The 18,510-nt window shown below is 62.8% G+C and carries 19 protein-coding genes; 6 read left to right on the top strand and 13 right to left on the bottom strand.

What is annotated here, in order from left to right; translation table 11 throughout:
- Positions 1-83: 83 nt before the first annotated feature.
- The 3 genes from PVW51_RS19940 to PVW51_RS19930 form a co-directional block, all read right to left on the bottom strand.
- The gene (locus PVW51_RS19940; protein ID WP_269362178.1) at positions 84-803 is read right to left on the bottom strand and encodes a helix-turn-helix transcriptional regulator; all 720 of its coding nucleotides are present in this window, start codon (positions 801-803) and stop codon (positions 84-86) included.
- A 370-nt stretch (positions 804-1,173) separates the two neighbouring features.
- On the bottom strand, positions 1,174-2,454 hold the full coding sequence (ccrA, locus tag PVW51_RS19935; RefSeq protein WP_274577044.1) for a crotonyl-CoA carboxylase/reductase: 1,281 nt from the start codon (positions 2,452-2,454) through the stop codon (positions 1,174-1,176).
- 113 nt (positions 2,455-2,567) lie between these two features.
- Positions 2,568-3,962, bottom strand: coding sequence for a 1-acyl-sn-glycerol-3-phosphate acyltransferase (locus PVW51_RS19930; RefSeq protein ID WP_274577043.1), 1,395 nt, complete (start codon positions 3,960-3,962; stop codon positions 2,568-2,570).
- A 66-nt stretch (positions 3,963-4,028) separates the two neighbouring features.
- Between PVW51_RS19930 and PVW51_RS19925 the strand changes: the two genes are divergently transcribed.
- The 4 genes from PVW51_RS19925 to deoD all read left to right on the top strand — a co-directional run bounded on the left by PVW51_RS19925 (position 4,029) and on the right by deoD (position 8,002).
- Complete coding sequence (locus PVW51_RS19925; RefSeq protein ID WP_274577041.1) at positions 4,029-4,613, top strand: GNAT family N-acetyltransferase; 585 nt, start codon at positions 4,029-4,031, stop codon at positions 4,611-4,613.
- A 99-nt stretch (positions 4,614-4,712) separates the two neighbouring features.
- Positions 4,713-6,707, top strand: a complete 1,995-nt coding sequence (locus PVW51_RS19920) for a protein meaA (RefSeq protein WP_274577040.1) — start codon at positions 4,713-4,715, stop codon at positions 6,705-6,707.
- A gap of 80 nt (positions 6,708-6,787) precedes the next feature.
- Positions 6,788-7,126, top strand: a complete 339-nt coding sequence (locus tag PVW51_RS19915) for an H-NS histone family protein (RefSeq protein WP_274577039.1) — start codon at positions 6,788-6,790, stop codon at positions 7,124-7,126.
- A 165-nt stretch (positions 7,127-7,291) separates the two neighbouring features.
- Positions 7,292-8,002, top strand: coding sequence for a purine-nucleoside phosphorylase (gene deoD, locus PVW51_RS19910; protein ID WP_274577038.1), 711 nt, complete (start codon positions 7,292-7,294; stop codon positions 8,000-8,002).
- 263 nt (positions 8,003-8,265) lie between these two features.
- Here the strand turns inward: deoD and PVW51_RS19905 are convergent, their stop codons facing one another.
- Entirely contained in the window at positions 8,266-8,982 is a 717-nt protein-coding gene (locus PVW51_RS19905) for an MBL fold metallo-hydrolase (protein WP_274577037.1), read from the bottom strand.
- A 91-nt stretch (positions 8,983-9,073) separates the two neighbouring features.
- On the opposite strand from PVW51_RS19905, the gene PVW51_RS19900 reads away from it, so the two are divergent.
- Positions 9,074-9,415: a winged helix-turn-helix transcriptional regulator gene (locus PVW51_RS19900; protein ID WP_269362192.1), complete on the top strand. Its 342-nt coding sequence runs from the start codon at positions 9,074-9,076 to the stop codon at positions 9,413-9,415.
- A gap of 724 nt (positions 9,416-10,139) precedes the next feature.
- Here the strand turns inward: PVW51_RS19900 and PVW51_RS19895 are convergent.
- Positions 10,140-10,985 carry an urea carboxylase-associated family protein gene (locus PVW51_RS19895; protein ID WP_274577036.1) on the bottom strand — a complete coding sequence of 282 codons (846 nt, stop codon included), beginning with the start codon at positions 10,983-10,985 and terminating at the stop codon, positions 10,140-10,142.
- A gap of 126 nt (positions 10,986-11,111) precedes the next feature.
- Here PVW51_RS19895 and PVW51_RS19890 point away from each other — a divergent pair, with 126 nt between their 5' ends.
- A complete protein-coding gene (locus tag PVW51_RS19890) occupies positions 11,112-11,582 on the top strand; it encodes a hypothetical protein (protein WP_274577034.1) in 471 nt (156 codons plus the stop codon).
- Positions 11,583-11,584: 2 nt separating this feature from the next.
- Here the strand turns inward: PVW51_RS19890 and PVW51_RS19885 are convergent, their stop codons facing one another.
- The 8 genes from PVW51_RS19885 to sdhD all read right to left on the bottom strand — a co-directional run bounded on the left by PVW51_RS19885 (position 11,585) and on the right by sdhD (position 18,506).
- Positions 11,585-13,237 (bottom strand): FAD-binding dehydrogenase, encoded by a 1,653-nt coding sequence (locus tag PVW51_RS19885; RefSeq protein ID WP_274577033.1) that lies wholly within the window; start codon positions 13,235-13,237, stop codon positions 11,585-11,587.
- Positions 13,238-13,267: 30 nt separating this feature from the next.
- The gene (locus tag PVW51_RS19880; RefSeq protein ID WP_274577031.1) at positions 13,268-13,987 is read right to left on the bottom strand and encodes a hypothetical protein; all 720 of its coding nucleotides are present in this window, start codon (positions 13,985-13,987) and stop codon (positions 13,268-13,270) included.
- A gap of 41 nt (positions 13,988-14,028) precedes the next feature.
- The gene (locus tag PVW51_RS19875; protein WP_274577030.1) at positions 14,029-14,244 is read right to left on the bottom strand and encodes a hypothetical protein; all 216 of its coding nucleotides are present in this window, start codon (positions 14,242-14,244) and stop codon (positions 14,029-14,031) included.
- Positions 14,245-14,312: 68 nt separating this feature from the next.
- Positions 14,313-15,092, bottom strand: a complete 780-nt coding sequence (locus tag PVW51_RS19870; RefSeq protein WP_274577029.1) for a succinate dehydrogenase iron-sulfur subunit — start codon at positions 15,090-15,092, stop codon at positions 14,313-14,315.
- A 73-nt stretch (positions 15,093-15,165) separates the two neighbouring features.
- On the bottom strand, positions 15,166-15,966 hold the full coding sequence (locus PVW51_RS19865; RefSeq protein WP_274577028.1) for an FkbM family methyltransferase: 801 nt from the start codon (positions 15,964-15,966) through the stop codon (positions 15,166-15,168).
- 3 nt (positions 15,967-15,969) lie between these two features.
- Positions 15,970-16,299, bottom strand: a complete 330-nt coding sequence (locus PVW51_RS19860; RefSeq protein WP_274577027.1) for a hypothetical protein — start codon at positions 16,297-16,299, stop codon at positions 15,970-15,972.
- A 1-nt stretch (position 16,300) separates the two neighbouring features.
- A complete protein-coding gene (gene sdhA, locus PVW51_RS19855) occupies positions 16,301-18,106 on the bottom strand; it encodes a succinate dehydrogenase flavoprotein subunit (protein WP_269362206.1) in 1,806 nt (601 codons plus the stop codon).
- 28 nt (positions 18,107-18,134) lie between these two features.
- Positions 18,135-18,506 (bottom strand): succinate dehydrogenase, hydrophobic membrane anchor protein, encoded by a 372-nt coding sequence (sdhD, locus tag PVW51_RS19850; protein ID WP_269362208.1) that lies wholly within the window; start codon positions 18,504-18,506, stop codon positions 18,135-18,137.
- Positions 18,507-18,510: the final 4 nt, after the last annotated feature.

Here is an 18,510-nt window from a genome sequence, read left to right as displayed (position 1 = left end):
ACTCTTTTTGGCCTTAAATATTCCCGGGGGGGCAGCCAAAGGCTGCGGGGGCAGCGCCCCCTGCACCCGCGCGCCCCCCAGGATCACACCACGATCAATCCCCGGCTCAACGCGCGGGCCACCGCATGGGTGGTGTTCAGCGCCCCCAGCTTGAACCGCGCGCTTTCGATATAGACCCGCAGCGTATGTTCCGAGATCTGCAACTGGTCGGCCACCTGCGCGCGGCTCTGCCCGGCGGCAAGAAGGGTCATCGCATCCACCTCGCGCGGCGACAGGGCCTGCGCGGTTTCCGGCAGCCGGTCCGGTTCGAATTCCAGCGCCTTTTCGTTCAGGAAATGCGCAATCAGGATAAGCTCGTGCCGGTGCTCCGCGACAAAGGCCTCCCATTCCGCATCCATGCAGCTGTGGTTGATCGTGAACAACGCGAACTGGCCATTCGGGCCGCGCAGCGGCACCGACAGCCCCTGATTGCCGACCCCATATTCCAGCGCTTCGGCGAAAAACGCCCTTGCGGTCTTGGACGACCAGTCCAGCTGTTTCCAGTCGACCGGGTGAAAGCGCTGGAAACAGCCCAGCACCACCGGATCAATGCGCAGATAATTCTGCGCGATGTAACGTTCCTGCCAGGCGACCGAATAGGTGCCGCAGCCGTATTGTTCGCCTGTTGAATCGACCCAGTGATACAGCACATGGTCAATGCCCAGCAGATCACGCAGCGCCTCCGTCGCGCTTTGCAATCCGGCGTGGGAGTCAGCCTGCTCCAGCGCCTCCATTATGAAATCTATCTGCCGTGTCTTGACCATTCACCGTACCCTGCGTTCCCTGTTCCAGAGCGGCGATCTCGGCCATGGCCACAAGCGCCGTGTCATCCAGCTGCTCCGCAAGGGCGGGCAGGTTGCTTGACAAGGCAAAAGTCCTGAGGTCGGCAAGAACGTCCAAAATCCAGTCACTACGCATGCACAGCCTCGCTTCCAAATGGTTAATTGCAGGTTAATTCAATCATAGCATGTAGGAGATTTTGACGAAAATTCGCCGCTTTCCCCTCCCCAGAAATGGCGGGGGGCGGAAATGCCAACCCCCCGGAATGAAACAGGGCACCGCGCGGGGACGGAAAACGCCCGCGAATCGAGAGTGATTCGCGGGCGTCGGAAATGACGGAAATGGGGCGCGCGATCAGCCGTGGGCGTCCAGCGCGTCCTCCAGGGTGCGCAACCCGGTGGTGGGCGCCTGCACCAGCACCGACATGTTGCCGGGTTTATGCTCGTTGCGCATCATCTTCATATGCGCCTCGGGCAGGTCGGCCCAGGTAAAGACCTCCGACATGCAGGGGTCCAGCCGCCGCTCCAGCATCAGCTTGTTGGCAGAGGCCGCCTGCTGCAGATGGGCAAAGTGGCTGCCCTGCAGGCGCTTCTGGTGCATCCACATGTAGCGCACGTCAAAGGTCAGGTTGAAACCGGAGGTGCCGGCGCAGATCACAACCATACCGCCCTTTTTCACCACAAATGTGGACACCGGGAAGGTCGCCTCGCCGGGGTGTTCGAACACCATGTCGACATTGTTGCCCTTGCCGGTGATCTCCCAGATCGCCGCGCCGAACTTGCGGGCCTCCTTGAACCAGGTGGCATATTCGGGGGTGTTCACCGTGGGCAATTGCCCCCAGCAGTTGAAATCCTTGCGGTTCAACACGCCCTTGGCCCCCAGATCCATCACGAAGTCGCGTTTGGATTCATCCGAGATCACGCCAATCGCATTGGCACCGGCGGTGTTGATCAGCTGGATCGCATAGGAACCCAGACCGCCCGACGCCCCCCAGACCAGCACGTTCTGGCCCGGCTTCAGATCATGCGGCTCGTGGCCGAAGAGCATCCGGTAGGCGGTGGCCAGCGTCAGGGTATAGCAGGCCGATTCCTCCCAGGTCAGATGCTTGGGACGCGGCATCAGCTGCTGGGCCTGCACGCGGGTGAACTGGCTGAACGACCCGTCCGGTGTCTCGTATCCCCAGATCCGCTGGCTGGGCGAATACATCGGGTCGCCGCCGTTGCAATGTTCATCATCGCCGTCGTCCTGGTTGCAGTGGATCACCACCTCATCCCCGACTTTCCAGCGCTTGACCTTGTCACCCACGGCCCAGACGATGCCGGAAGCATCCGACCCCGCGATGTGATAGGGCTGCTTGTGGCCGTCGAAGGGGCTGATCGGCACACCGCGCGCGGCCCAGACCCCGTTGTAGTTGATGCCCGCCGCCATCACCAGGACCAGCACGTCCTGACTGTCCAGCTTCGGCACATCGACCACTTCCTGAAGCATGGCCTTGTCCGGGTCGCCGTGACGTTCCCGGCGGATCGCCCAGGCATACATCTGTTTGGGAACATACCCCATCGGGGGCATTTCGCCCATCTCGTAGAGGTCCTTCTCAGGTGCGTCGTATTGCGCGATGGTCTTGTCGAGTGCCATGCGGGCCTCCTGTCCGTGAATCAATTGTGCCGCGATGCAGAATCGCCGGTTGTCAGGACGGAATATGACTGGTTGCGCAATTATGCAACCTCTCAGGGGTCATTTTTGTAATTTTATGACCTCGCAGTCGCAGAAACATCCAATGCGGGCGCAGCATTCTCCGGCAGCAGATGGGCAATCGAATTGGCATAGAACCGCAGCACCGCCACTTCCTCCGGGTTGGCGCGCCAGATCGATTGGTCACAAAGCACCACGCCGCGCGCGCGCAGCCCGTTCAGCGCCTGGCGCAATTCGGTTTCCAGCTCCGATGCATCCACCGCCCGGTTGGCCAGCGGCACCTGGCCGAGCACCTGGGCGGCCCGGTCCAGCAGAGCCTGCGTCTCCAGCGCCTGGCCCTCCAGCAGGACGGTGCTGATCAGCGGCACGCTCAGCACCGGCATGGCACCGGAGATCCGCGCCATCAGCTCGTCCGACAAGGCCTCGACCGTCGCATCCGCCCCCGCCTCGCGCAGCGACAGGGGCGCGCCGAATGCCACCGCTGCCGTGCCGAACCGGGTTTCCTGACGGGTCAGCCGCTGCCAGAGCTTGCGCAGGATGAACCCCACCACCACCGTGATCCGCGCGCCAAAGCGTCTGTCACCACGCTGGTCGGCCGCAATCAGCACCTTGTCCTCCAGCACCCGGTCATAGTTGATCGCCACCGGCATCAGCACCACGTCACGTTCGCTTTCGGGGTCGAACCCCTCCACCACATAGGACAGCAGCCCCATCTTCGGCGGTTGCAGCGCCCCGGTCAGGCTCAGCCCGCCTTCGGGATACATCGCCTGGTTGACGCCCCCTGCCGTGGCCAGCTGCACATAGCGTGCCAGCACCTTGCGATAGAGCGCGCCGCGCGACCGGCGGCGGATGAAATATGCCCCCAGCGACTTGATCAGCCAGCTCAGCGGCCAGACCCGCGCCCATTCCCCCACCGCATAGGCCAGCGCCGAATCCCGCGCCGCAAGATAGGTCACCAGCACGTAATCCATGTTGGACCGGTGGTTCATCACGAAAACCACTGTCGCATCCTTGGGGATCGCATCGAAAGTCGCATCATTGCTGTCGGCGGTCTTGATCCGGTAGACCGAATTGGCCAGCAGCCGCGCCACCCGGATCCCGAAACTGAAATAGGCAAAGGCCGAGAAACTGGGCACGATCTCCCGCGCGTATTCACGGGCTTTCTGAAAGGCCACGTTTTCCGGCACCCGGTTCTTGGCCGCGTAATTGACGATCTCGCGGGTGACATCCGGGTCGTAGATCAGCCGCTGGATCATGTCGTGCCGCCGCGCCAGCTTGAACGGCTCGATGGGGCGTTTCAGCCGCCGGTTCAGCCGCTTGACCGCCCGTTCCAGCCGCAGACGGAAAAACCAGCGGACAGAGGGCAGCAGCAAGTGGCTCAATGCCGTGACTGCGGCAAAAAGCAATATCAGGATAAAGAGCCACAGCGGCAGTTCGACAATCTGCGTCATGGGCGCACCCTTGCAGCGGCAGGGGGCAAGGACAATATGTAATTGGGGGACAGGAAAGGCAGCGCAATGGAATTCACCATATCGAAAGGCTTTTCGGAGGATGAGCGAAGCCGCGTCGCCGATCTCTACTGGGCCGCCTTTTCCGGCAAATTGCATTATGTTCTGGGCCCGCCCGCAAAGGCGCTTCGGTTCCTGTCCGACCAGTTGAACCCGGCATTTGCCCTGGTGGCCCGCGACGCCGGTCACAGGGTGCAGGGCGTTGCGGGCTTCAAGACCGCCGAAGGATCGCTGATCGGCGGCAACCTGCGGGACATCGCGCGCAGCTACGGTTTCCTCTCCGCCTGCTGGCGCGGTCCGCTGCTGGGCCTTGTCGAACGGGACTTGTCGGATGACACGCTGCTGATGAACGGGATCTGCGTCGCAGGGGAAGCCCGTGGTCAGGGGCTTGGCAGCGCGCTGCTGAATGCGATCAGGGAGACGGCAAAGGCGCAGGGCAAATCATCCATCCGGCTTGATGTCATCGACACCAACCCGCGCGCCCGCGCGCTTTATGAACGGTTCGGTTTTGAAGCCACGGGCCAGGAACACCTTGGCCCTTTCCGCCTGATCTTTGGTTTTCGCAGCGCGACACGGATGATCTGTCACATCTGACAGGGCCGGTCCGGGGTTTGAGGTGAGATGGAAATGCCGCAACGCAGCGAATTGACAGTTGCGCAAAGTTTCCTCTAGATACGGGTCAACGCAACAATATTGCCGAACCGATTCAAGGATGGACCGATGACCGAGACCCAGAAAGACCGCCCCTGGCTGATCCGGACCTATGCCGGCCACTCCACCGCCGCCGCCTCCAACGCGCTTTACCGCTCCAATCTTGAGCGGGGACAGACCGGACTTTCCGTGGCTTTCGATCTGCCCACGCAGACCGGCTATGACAGCGACCATGTGCTGAGCCGGGGCGAGGTCGGCAAGGTCGGCGTGCCGGTCAGCCACCTGGGCGACATGCGCGCGCTCTTTGACCAGATCCCGCTGGAACAGATGAACACCTCGATGACCATCAATGCGACCGCCCCCTGGCTGCTGGCGCTATATATCGCCGTGGCCGAGGAACAGGGGGCGGATGTTTCGCAATTGCAGGGCACGGTGCAGAACGACCTGATCAAGGAATACCTCAGCCGGGGCACCTATATCTGCCCCCCTGCCCCTTCGCTCAAGATGATCGCGGATGTGGCCGAATACTGCTATACCCATGTGCCGAAATGGAACCCGATGAATGTCTGTTCCTATCACCTGCAAGAGGCCGGCGCGACGCCGGAACAGGAACTGGCATTTGCCCTGGCCACCGCCACCGCCGTGCTCGACCAATTGCGGCCCCGCGTGGCCGAAGAGGATTTCCCGAAACTCGTGGGCCGCATTTCATTCTTTGTGAATGCGGGCATCCGTTTTGTCACCGAAATGTGCAAGATGCGCGCCTTTGTCGATCTCTGGGATGAAATCTGCGCCGAACGCTATGGTGTCGAAGATCCGAAACACCGCCGTTTCCGCTATGGCGTGCAGGTCAATTCCCTGGGGCTCACCGAACAGCAGCCGGAAAACAACGTCTACCGCATTCTGATCGAAATGCTGGCAGTGACCCTGTCGAAAAAGGCCCGTGCGCGTGCCGTGCAATTGCCCGCCTGGAACGAGGCTTTGGGCCTGCCGCGCCCCTGGGATCAGCAATGGTCGATGCGGATGCAGCAGATCCTGGCCTATGAAACCGACCTGCTGGAATTCGACGATCTTTTTGACGGCAACCCGGCAGTCGATGCCAAGGTGGAATTGCTGAAACAGGGCGCGCGCGCCGAACTGGCCAATCTCGACGGCATGGGCGGGGCAATTTCTGCCATCGACTATATGAAAGGCCGGCTGGTCGAATCCAATTCCGAACGTCTTTCCCGGATCGAGGCCGGTGAAACCATCGTGGTCGGGGTGAACAAATGGCAAAAGGGTGAGCCCTCGCCGCTGATGACCAGCGACGGCGGCATCATGGTAGTGGACCCGGCAACCGAGGCCGAACAGATCGAGCGGTTGAACGCCTGGCGCGCAGCGCGCAACGAGGGTGCGGTCAAGGCGGCACTGGCGGACCTGCGCGCCGCCGCAGCAGAAGGGCGCAACGTCATGCCCGCGTCGGTCGCAGCCGCCAAGGCCGGGGTGACCACCGGCGAATGGGCCGCACAGATGCGCGCCGTCCATGGCGAATACCGCGGCCCCACCGGCGTTGCAAAAGGCCAGTCGAACAAGACCGAAGGGCTGGACGACCTGCGCGCCGCGGTGGATTCCGTCAGCGACCGGCTGGGCCGCCGGTTGAAATTCCTGGTGGGCAAACCGGGGCTGGACGGCCATTCCAACGGCGCCGAACAGATCGCCGTGCGGGCCCGCGACTGCGGCATGGACATCGCCTATGAAGGCATTCGGCTGACTCCCGCCGAAATCGTCGAAGCCGCGCGCAACGACAAGGCGCATGTCATTGGCCTGTCGATCCTGTCGGGTTCTCATATTCCGCTGGTCGAGGACCTGCTGGGGCAGATGCGTCAAGCGGGCCTGGGCGAAATACCCCTGATCGTGGGCGGCATCATTCCCGAGGAAGACGCAAAACGGCTCAAGGCGATGGGCGTTGCGCGGGTCTATACCCCAAAGGATTTCGAATTGAATACCATCATGGCCGATATCGTGACCCTGGTGGATCCCGCAGCGGTTGCAGCGCAATAGCTCTGACACAAATTTGAACTGGAATCCTCTGCCATTTGTATTACAGCCTTGAGGTCTAGACAGACTAAAAGGAAGAACCAATGGAATTGGATTTTAAATCAAAAAGCGCGAAGGAATTGGAGAAGATCCTTTCTGACGTAAAAAAGGCGCTGGCCAATGCGCAGGCCCGCGACCGTCGTGAAGCACGCAAGGCGGCAGAAAAGGCGGCTGCGGAATTCGGCTTCTCGCTGAGCGAATTGACCGATGACGAGAAACCCGCGCGCAAGGCAAAGAAGGCGGCAAAGCCGAAAGCAGCCTCCAGGCCGAAATTCGCAAACCCTGCGGACCGGTCGCAAACCTGGACAGGAAAAGGCCGTCAGCCGAATTGGTATCGCGCTGAAGTTGAAAAAGGCACCGACCCTGCGAAAATGAAAATCTGAGGTCAGCCCCCCTGGTCCTGGCGGCTGCTGTAGTCAAAGCACAGCGGGAATTGGCGCAGGAACCGCCAATTCCCGGAAACCGGATCAGACTGCAAACCGCCATTGCAACTTGCCCCCGCCCTGCGGGTTCTGCATGCTTGTCCCCAGACAACACAGGAGAACGCCTTGACCATTCATATCGGCGCAAAGCCCGGAGATATTGCCGAAACTGTCCTGATGCCGGGCGATCCCTATCGCGCGAAATGGGCCGCCGAGACGTTTCTGAAAGACGCGCGGCTGGTCAATGAAGTGCGCGGGATGCTGGGGTTCACCGGCACCTGGCAGGGCCATACCGTCACCATTCAGGGCTCCGGCATGGGCATGCCCTCGCTGTCGATCTATGCCAACGAGCTGATCCGCGATTACAATGCGCAGACCCTGATCCGCATCGGATCCTGCGGCGGGATGCAGCCCCATGTGGGCATCCGCGATGTCATCATCGCGATGACGGCCACCACAATCACATCGCCCTCCTCCGGCATCTTCCGGGAGGTGAATTTTGCCCCCTGTGCCGACTGGTCGCTGCTGCGCGCCGCCGTGGCCGCGGCGGAGGCCAAGGCGGTCACGACCCATGTCGGCGGCATCTATTCATCGGATGTCTTCTATGCCGAACGTCCCGATCTGGACGAACAGATGGTGCGCCATGGCATCCTGGGGGTCGAGATGGAGGCGGCAGAGCTTTACACCCTCGCCGCACGTCACGGCCGCCGTGCGCTGGCGGTGCTGACGGTCTCGGACCATCTGCAAACCGGAGAGGCCCTGCCCGCCGCGGAGCGCGAGCGCAGTTTCGGCGACATGGTCGAGATTGCGCTGAAGGCGGCGTTTGACGGCGGTTAGGTGCAATGGGGACCGGTGCCGAACGGCAGGGCATGGGCGGTTCAGGTTTGCCGCGACATGCCAGCCCCCCGGAACTTTACCTGCCCGCCCCCCCGGTACTTTGCAAATGAAGACATGTCATTTTTGACATGTCTTCATTTGCGTCTCCGGACCGGCGCATGGCGCAGGTTCATGGATGTCGCTGCGGAAGTCCGGAAAGAGCCCATATTGACCGTGCTACGTGGTGGCAGCGAAGGAGGTCTTGGCACGTGGCGACGCATGGATCACACTTGAACGCGTCTCAGAGCTGACATGTGTTCCTTTATCCGATCCGCGCTCAAAGGTCCTCCATGGCCAAGGTAGAACGTCTTGCACCCGCGCTGCAACAAGTGCTCCAATGAGGCTGCCACCGCCAATTGGTCTTCTTCAAAAGGCGGGCGCTTGGGTTTGCTGCGCATCAAAATACCACCGAGCAACACGCCGGAAGCTGCCAAATCTCCCGCAATGACACGGCCATCTTCCAACAGCACCGAAACCGATCCCGGCGTGTGCCCGGGAGTGTGAATGATTTTCAGTGGAAACCCGCGATCCTCAAGGCTCATCTCCCCTGCCGTCATGATCTCATCCGGTTTGAAATAGGAAAACGGTCTTTCAATTGCTCCGGTCTTTTGGAATGCCCTACCGAACGGACCCGTTGCCGCAAGCCTGGGCGGCTGACCAGAACAATATGGAACTTCAAGCGCATGGGCACAGATCGGAGCGGCGGTCAAAGCCTTTATCCCGATGGCAGACCCGGCATGATCAATATGCGCGTGCGTCAGAACGATCAATTTTACATTGAGCCAACTCAGGCCAAGTTTCTTCAACCTCTTGAAAATCTTTGCTTCGGACCCGGGTAGCCCCGTGTCCACAAGAATGGCATCCTCTCCGTGTATTATGAGGAAGGAATTAAGCATCCCCAAAGGCAGAATTGGGATAGTCTCGATCTGGGGCCTGGTCATGAGCGCGGTCCGCTGTTGCTAAGGTCAGGCGACATTGCCCTGAACCGAGGGGGCGCGAAATTGGGCACCTTTTTGTAACCGGAGATCAGAGATGAAAGACGCAACTCCAACGACCCGCCCATGGGCTGACCCGGTGACCGGGCAATGTCCGGTGGCAGAGACTTTGCGCATTTTGGGCGGAAAGCACGGGCCAAAAATCCTTCATTGCCTCACCGCAGGAGAGCGTCACTTTCTTGAGCTTCAGCGGGAGATGGAAGGCGTCAGCCGAAAGGTGCTGCGGGCCCAGTTGAAAGACTTCGAGGAAAACGGGATGGTTGCGCGAACCCCCAAAGGTGACGCGCGTCAACGTGTCGGATACTCCCTGACGCGCAAAGGATCCGCGCTTGGTGATATTCTCGGACAACTCTACGATTGGAAACAGACCTTCGGTTGACGGATTTCCACGCGGCTCCCTGCCTTGCCTTGGCGACCACAGCAGTGCTTTGGTTCGGTATGATCAATGTCCGGTCCGGGCCGGAAATGCCTGGCAGCCGGGTCAGGATAGCCCGGCGCGGCCTGTTGACGGGATTAAGAAAATGCGCCGGGAAGCCTCCCAGTTACGCGACCTGCCACAGCCCCCGATGTTTTCCACCTGCCCGCCCCCCGGTTCTTTGCAAATGAAGACATGTCATTTTTGACATGTCAGATTGCTGAAAAAGCACGTTCCTGCACCCGCTCCCCCCGAAACAACGAAATCGTTCTTCCACGACGCCAGCCACAAGCCTTGGCCCGGGTGTCAGCCCGGGCCGCGCCCGACCCTCCCCCCGGGAGGGCGCTTTTGGTGACTTCTCGTATCACACTGACAACATTGATATTTGTAAGGGAGGCGCTCCGAATGCGCGTCTCAATGCGCCCTCCCAGGCTCGGGCGCGGCCCTTCGTTCGAAAACGGAACGCAAAGCGCAGAAGAACGATTTACCTCCGGCGGCAGCCGTTTCCGGGTTTGTCAGCAAACTGACATGTCATTTTTGACATGTCTTCATTTGCGGATCAGCACCGGGCGCATAAAGCCAAAAACGGGAACCGCTTCCGGGCGCCCCGGATAAGCGTTTCCAAGAGGTTGCAGCGCTTTACGAACCGGATGAAGGCAACACCCCGGGCGCGACCACTGACAACGGCTCAGCTGCCGTGCCCGCCTGCATAAGCATTCCGCGCGGGGCTTTGCCATCCGGTCAGGGCCGCAGGCTCCGGCGCAAAGACCTCCACCAGCAGCGGATGACAACTGGCAATATCCGAGGAATGCAGGGTCGAACAATCGCCCCCCGGGCAGGCGCTGAGCGCGCCCAGCAGGTCCACCTCTGCAAAGAACTCCAGAAAATCGCCGGGCCGCACCGGGCTTGCCTTCATGAAATATTGCCCGGTGTCGCGGGTGAAACCGGTACACATGAAGACATTCAGCACGTCGTGAACATGGCGCTCCGCCTCCGAGAGGTCCATGCCCAGATGCGCGGCAAGGGCGCGGGTCAGGTTGGAATGGCAGCAATGGTGATACTGGCCGCCTGACAGCAGATTGTGGGTATAGGGATCGCAGCGGGTGCCGATCACATCATGCACCGACCCGCCGTAACTGTCGATGCCGTACCAGCCCAGCGTATCCGCCGTGATCGTGGCCAGCGGCCGCAGATGGGGAAAGGCGGACCACATGCGATCGCCCCGCGTCAGATGGGTGCCATGCAGAGCGCGGGTCTTGCCGGAATAGAACCGCTCGGAAAGGTCATTCAGATGCCACAGGTTCAGGTCGCCCACCTGCGGCCCCTCGACGCTGGTGATCCGAAAGAAATGGCCCGCAGGCACCGTGAAAACACCCGCCTCGCGCGGCGGCACGATGACTTCCGCCGTCTTTGCAAGACTGGCGCGCGCGGCATCATAAAGCGCCATGTCCGGCGGCGGCAGGGTCTCCACCGGATAGCAGATCACGGGTGCCACCTCGCGGCGGGCATCGGCGTCAGGCGGGGCAAGGGACATGGCGGATCTCCGGTTTGGTCCTGGCAAAGCTGCCCCCGCGCGCGGGCAGAGTAAAGATGCCTCAGCATCACAGCCCAGCCCGCCCCCGGTGCAAAGGGCTTGCCTGATCCTGCGGCGGGCGCAATCATGGCCCGGGATCAAGGGACGGAGGACGGGATGCGGATCATCGGAGCGATGCTGGCGCTGCTGCTGGCGGCAAAGGGCGCCCTGGCGCAGGAAGGCTGGGGCAACCTCGATGCGCTGCTGCTCGGCAACCTGTCGACCACCGGCAGCATGGAGGCGTCTTACTGGATGCCCGACAGCCCCGATCCCGCACAGGCCCGGGTCAGCCTTGGCATTGCCTATGTCCATATCCCGGGTTCGGCGGGCAACGTCGCACTTGGGGCCGGGGTATTCCGGCAGACGGCGCAGGGCTGGCAGCTCTCCACACCCGTCTACAACCTCTTTGGTCACGAGCCCCGCGCGCCGCAGTTCCAGAACGGGCAGCTTCAGCTGCTGACCACCATGCCCGGCCCCGGCGAGCCGCGCTGCTGCCCCACGCAGGAGGCGATGTGGCGCATTGATCTGACCACCGGGCAGGCGCAGCGCCTGTATTGACCTCAGGCGTTCTGCCCCGCCATCCGGCCGGAATGCAGGCAACCGCCCAGAAAGGTCCCTTCCAGCGCGTTGTATCCGTGATACCCGCCGCCGCCAAAGCCGCAGACCTCTCCGGCCGCATAAAGGCCAGGCAGCACCGCGCCTGAGGGCGTCAGGACGCGGCCCTGCACATCGGTGTGCAATCCCCCCAGCGACTTGCGGGTCAGCACGTTCAGCCGCACCGCGATCAGCGGCCCGTTGGCGGGGTCGAGTATCGCATGGGGCTTCGCGGTACGGATCAGCCTGTCGCCCCGATAGGCCCGCGCCCCCCGGATCGCGGTGATCTGCGCATCCTTGGAAAACGGGTTGGTCAGCTGCAGGTCGCGCGCCCTGATCTGCGCGCGGATCTGCTCCAGCTCCAGCGGATGTTGCGGCGTCAGCCGGTTCATCCCCGCCACCAGCCTCTCCAGATCATCGGCGACCACGAAATCCGCGCCCTTCTCCTTGAAGGCCTCCACCGCCGGGGTTGCCCCCTTGCCCAGCCGCGCCTGCAGGACCTCGCGCCAGCCGCCTTCGGTCAGATCGGCATTCTGCTCCGAGCCGGACAGGGCGAATTCCTTTTCGATGATCTTCTGCGTCAGGATGAACCAGCTGTGCTCCCCCGCCTGCAGGATGCGTTTCAACGTCCCCAGCGTGTCGAAACCGGGCAGACAAGGCGCTTCCATCCGGGTGCCACGCGCATCGAACCAGAGCGAGGATGGCCCCGGCAGGATGCGAATGCCATGGTTGGGCCAGATCGGGTTCCAGTTCTCGATCCCCTCGCAGTAATGCCACATGCGGTCGGTGTTGATCGTGCCTGCCCCGGCCTGCACCGCGATCCCCTGCATCTTGCCATCCACATAATCCGGCACCCCGGACACCATCCGCGCAGGCGGCGCGCCCAATCTGTCGCGCGGCCAGTTGGCCCGCACAAGCGCATGGTTCCCGCCGATGCCGCCGGTGGTCAGCACAATGGCCTCTGCCCCGTATTCGAACTGCCCCGTGACCCTGCGCGAGGTGCTTTCCCCCCGCGCCGCGGTGCTGTCCTCCAGCACATCGCCCTGCACCCCGGTCACGCCGCCATCACGGGTGATCAACCCGGTCACACGGTGCCGGAACGCCAGTTTCAGCTGCCCTGCGGCGGCATGTTCCGTCATCAGCCGGACAAAGGGTTTCACCACGCCGGTGCCGGTGCCCCAGGTGATGTGGAAACGCGGCACCGAATTGCCATGCCCCCCCGCCAGCGCGCCGCCCCGCTCGGCCCAGCCCACCACCGGAAACCAGCGCATCCCCAGATCGTGGCACCACTGGCGCATGCCCCCCGCCGCCCAATCAACAAAGCTTTCGGCGCAGGCGCGGGGGTTGGCATCTTCTTCCCGGTCGAATTGTGCCGATCCCATCCAGTCGCTCAGCGCCAGCTCGGCGCTGTCGCGGATTCCCAGACGGCGCTGCTCCGGCGTGTCGACCATGAACAACCCGCCCAGCGACCAGAAGGCCTGCCCGCCCAGCGACTGCGGCCCCTCCTGATCCAGCAGGAGCACCCGGCGCCCCCGCAGCACCGCCTCATGGGCGGCGACCATCCCGGCCAGCCCCGCCCCCACGATGATCACATCTGCCTTGAAAGATGTCTGTGTCATGGCCTCCCCCTTTGCCTATCCTGCCCACCGTCACCCCGAAGGCGACTTTTCATGACGCCGCCGCCATTCGCGGGCATAGACCGATTCCTCGCTGTGCTTGCGGCTGTTGGCGGCCTGTCGGCGCGCCTGTTCCTCGGCGGTTTCCGCGCGCACCTCGGCCTGCCGCATCTGGGCCGCACGTTCAAAGGGGATCACCTGCACCATCGGCGTGCCTGCGGGCATCCGCAGCGCCCCCCGGGTGCTGGTCCACAGAAACGGGACATTGACGGGCACATCCAGCGCATCGCAGTCAACTGTCCCGTTGAACGCGGCAAAGGGCAGTTCAAAGTGATTGACCGGATGCAGAAAACTGGCCGACCAGCCCGGCGGCAGGACCACCCGCCACGGGTTGATCAGCTTGAGCGGCTGCGCCCCCTCGAAGGGCGGATATTCCGCGCCGATCTGGCCGGGGTGATGGGCATCAATCGGCGCAAAGGGCAGATCGGAAGCCCAGCGAAACTCCATCGCGCGGGTCTGCGGGTCAACCACCGTCCAGATGTCGAAAGGGGTCGGAATGATCCAGCCCTGTGCCATCACATCGGCCACCGGCAGACAGGCGCGCACCGTCAGCCCGGGCAGCCCATGGGCATCCTTCATATCCATTTCGCGGTCCAGATCGCGAAACCATTCGGGCAGGAATTTCGCCGCAGGCTGCGGCGCGGGGATGCGGCCCAGCAGGTCGGGCGGGCAGAGGAATTCGATCTTGGTCATGACCGCAGCCTGCGCGGGTCAGGACCGGAAAGCAACTGTGTTCAGAGACCGGGCCGGTTCAGCCTTGCCAGGCAGCGATCCGGCTTGCCCTTGGCGCGAAAGGCCTCGGCCCCGCAGGTGACGCAATTGTATTTCATCAGCGCTCCCCTGGCCCCCGCGCGGTCCTCGCGCCAGCGGCATTGCCGGGTGCCGGCGTGGCGGTGGGCATAGATGGCGACGGCAATGACCGCGATGACAAAGAAGATCGGTGCAAGCATGGTTCTGACGTAAGACGCGCGGCGGGATATGACAGCCGCCGCGCGCCCATATCTTCAATTGTTCAGGATCAAACGGTCCGTTCGACCATCAGTTTCTTGATGTTCGCAATCGCCCTGGCCGGGTTCAGCCCCTTGGGGCAGGTCTTGGCGCAGTTCATGATCGTGTGGCAGCGGTAGAGCTTGAAGGGGTCCTCAAGGTCGTCCAGACGCTCGCCCGTGGCCTCGTCGCGGCTGTCGATGATCCATCGGTAGGCGTGCAGCAGCGCGGCCGGCCCGAGATAGCGGTCGCCGTTCCACCAGTAGCTGGGGCAGGAGGTCGAGCAGCAGGCGCACATGATGCATTCATACAGACCGTCCAGCTTCTCGCGGTCGTCGGTGGATTGCTTCCACTCCTTCGCGGGGGCCGGTGTCTCGGTCTCCAGCCAGGGCTGGATCGAAGCATGCTGGGCGTAGAAATGGGTCAGGTCCGGGATCAGGTCCTTGACCACCGGCATATGCGGCAGCGGATAGATCTTGACCACGCCCTTCACCTCGGCCACGCCATAGGTGCAGGCCAGCGTGTTGATCCCGTCGATGTTCATCGCGCAGGAGCCGCAGATCCCCTCGCGGCAGGACCGGCGGAAGGTCAGGGTCGGATCGATCTCGTTCTTGATCTTGATCAGCGCGTCCAGGATCATCGGGCCGCAGCTGTCCATGTCCACGAAATAGGTGTCCAGCGCCGGGTTCTTGTCGTCATCCGGGCTCCACCGGTAGATGTGGAATTCCTTGAGGTTGCCGGCCCCTTCGGGCTTGGGCCATGTCTTGCCGCTGGTCATGCGGGAATTCTTGGGGAGCGTCAGCTGAACCATGTAGCATCTCCTGTTCTGGCGTCGCCGCCGGTTTCAATCAGACCCCGCCAGGGGGCATTCAATTCCGCCTGCCCTAACGGACAAACAATGTGTTCTGTTCGGCCTGCATCGCGGCCCTGAAGCCCAGACCTTCGATCATGCCCAGCAGGTCGCTGTCCCAATCCGCGGCGTGATCGGTTTCCACCAGCATCACATCCGGCAGCCAGCCGCCCGCCGCCAGCAGCGGGCCAAGGGCCGCAGGCTCCGCGCCCTCGACGTCTATCTTCAGCACCGAGACATCGTGACCCGCCGCCTCCTGCACGAAATCCAGCAGGGGACGCACCGGCACCAGCCTGCCGCCACTGCGCGACCGCCGCTTGACCGGCAGCAGCGAGGCCTGGCCAAAGTTGTTTCCGTGAAAGTTCAGCATCGCCTCGCCGCGTTCCGCGCCCAGCGCGCAACCTTCGATCCGGACCATATGGCCCAGCCCGTTCAGCTGCACGTTATGGCCCAGACGCCCGATCATCACCGGGTTCGGCTCAAAGGCGATCACCCGGCTGCCCTTGCCCGCCGCCACCGCCAGCGGCACGGCAAAGGCCCCGCAATTGGCCCCGATATCCAGGATGAAGGCATTCTTGCCCTCGACCACTTCGGTCAATGCGGTCAGCGATTTCATCTCGGGCGGCTGGCCATAGAGCCAGATCATCCGGTCGGTGTAATTGTCGCGCGGGTCCACATACATGCGGATGCCCGCGAATTCGACCACCGCAGGCGGCAGTGCCGCCATCAGCTTTTGCCGCAGCGGCCGGTCCGCCGCCCGAAACGCCGCGCGCATCGCCTCAAGGGTCAGCGATTCCGCGACCGGCTCGAAGGTGGGATGCGGCAGGGCGTTCATGGGTCAGCTCAACCCGGCTTCGAGGGTGCGCGCCTTGAGACAGGTCTGCGTATCGGGCCGCGCCAGGATGTTGCGTACGATGGTCACGGTCGAATCGTCCACGCCGACAACGGCGGCACGGGCGAATTCGCGCACTTCCAGCGCATCGGCATAATCAATGATGCAATCGGTGAAGGGCGTGATCAGCTTCTTGGGGACCTGCGGGAAACGGGTGGCAAGGGTTTCGGTGACAACCCCCTTTGCCCCCGCCCGCGCGGTGCTGTCCACCGCCTCGGTCACTTCGGTACAGCCCGCTATGACCAGGGCAAGAACAGCGATGCCTGCAAGGCGCATCTCAATACACCCGCGCCTTGGGGGCGATCTTTTTCAGGTCGATGCCGCCTTCGTTATGGCTGGTCAGCGGCTTCAGATGCACGCCACGGAAGCCCAGCGATGCCTCATTGCCCTTGAACCAGATCAGGCTGTGCTTGCGCCAGTTCTCGTCGTCGCGGTCGGGATAATCCTCATGGGCATGGGCGCCCCGGCTTTCCTTGCGCGCCGCAGCGGCGGTGATCGTGGCCACCGCATTGGGCATCAGGTTGGTCAGCTCCAGCGTTTCCATCAGGTCTGAATTCCACACCAGCGACTTGTCGGTGACATGCAGATCATCCAGCTTGCCCGCCACGTTCTTCATCTTTTCCTCGCCCTCGGCCAGGGTCTTGTCGGTGCGGAAGACGGCGGCATCGGCCTGCATCGTCTTTTGCATCTCAAGGCGCAGCTCTGCTGTCGGCACATGGCCACTGGCATAGCGCAGCCCGTCAAACCGGCTGAACGCCGCTTCGACCGAGCGCTTGTTGGGCACCGGCACCGGGGCATTGGCATCCACCACTTCCTTGGCGCGGATCGCGGCGGCGCGGCCAAAGACCACCAGGTCGATCAACGAGTTCGAGCCGAGGCGGTTGGCCCCGTGCACGCTCGCGCAGCCAGCTTCGCCCACGGCCATCAGGCCGGGCGAGACATTGTCGGGCTTGTCCTTGGTCGGGGCCAGCACCTCACCCCAATAGTTCGTGGGGATACCGCCCATGTTGTAGTGCACCGTCGGCAGCACCGGGATCGGCTCTTTCGTCAGGTCCACCCCGGCAAAGATACGCGCGGATTCGCTGATCCCCGGCAGGCGCAGGTCCAGCGTTTCGGGCGGCAGGTGGTTCAGGTGCAGGTGGATGTGGTCCTTGTTCTCGCCCACACCCCGGCCTTCGCGGATCTCCATGGTCATGCAGCGGCTGACCACATCACGGCTGGCAAGGTCCTTGTAGGTGGGCGCATAACGCTCCATGAACCGCTCGCCTTCGGAGTTGGTGAGGTATCCGCCCTCGCCCCGCGCACCTTCGGTGATCAGGCAGCCGGCACCATAGATGCCAGTTGGGTGGAACTGCACGAATTCCATGTCCTGCAGCGGCAGGCCGGCCCGCGCGGTCATGCCGCCACCGTCGCCGGTGCAGGTATGCGCCGAGGTGGCGCTGAAATAGGCGCGGCCATAGCCGCCGGTCGCCAGCACCGTCATCTTGGCCGCAAAGAGGTGCATGGTGCCATCGTCCAGCTTCCAGCACAGCACACCCTGACACACGCCATCTTCGGACATGATCAGGTCGATGGCGAAATATTCGATGTAGAACTGCGCGTTCTGTTTCAGGCTCTGACCATAGAGCGTGTGCAGAATCGCATGGCCGGTGCGGTCGGCGGCGGCGCAGGTGCGCTGCACCGGCGGGCCTTCACCGAATTCGGTGGTATGGCCGCCAAAGGGCCGCTGATAGATCTTGCCTTCTTCGGTCCGCGAAAACGGCACGCCGTAGTGTTCCAGCTCATAGACCGCCTTGGGCGCCTCGCGGGCGAGGTATTCCATCGCGTCGGTGTCGCCCAGCCAGTCGGAGCCCTTCACCGTGTCGTACATGTGCCACTGCCAGTTGTCGGGGCCCATGTTGGACAGCGACGCGGCAATGCCGCCCTGTGCGGCCACGGTATGCGACCGGGTCGGGAACACCTTGGAGATACAGGCCGTGCGCAGCCCCTGCTCCGCCATCCCCAATGTCGCGCGCAGGCCTGCACCGCCCGCCCCAACAACAACCACGTCATACTCGTGGGTTTCATACTCATATGCAGCCATGTTCGGTCTCCCCTCGGGAATGAATGGATCAGAGCGCCAGGCGCGCGATGGCGAAAACGCCCACCGCCGCCGCGCCGTAGCTGAGGCAGGTCATCAGGATGATCGCAAGTTTCTGCGCCGTCCCGTGCACGTAATCCTCAATCAATACCTGCACCCCGTCGTTGAAGTGCTTGAAGCCGACAACCAGCGTCAGCGCCGCGATGATCGCGGGGCCCGGACGGCTGTAATAGGCCAGGATCTCTTCATAGGTGCCGCCCAGCGCGCACCCGAAGGTAAAGACAAAAAGCGGGATCAGGATCAGCAGCGCGACGGAGCTGACCTTCATCGCCCAGAAATGGGCGGTCCCGGTTTTGGCGGAGCCGAGGCCGGTGGCGCGTTTGCGGTCTGTCAGATAAGCCATCAGT

The sequence above is a fragment of the Sulfitobacter sp. PR48 genome, assembly GCF_028807335.1.
GTDB lineage: Bacteria > Pseudomonadota > Alphaproteobacteria > Rhodobacterales > Rhodobacteraceae > Sulfitobacter.
This window is presented reverse-complemented; position numbering and strand designations above follow the sequence as displayed.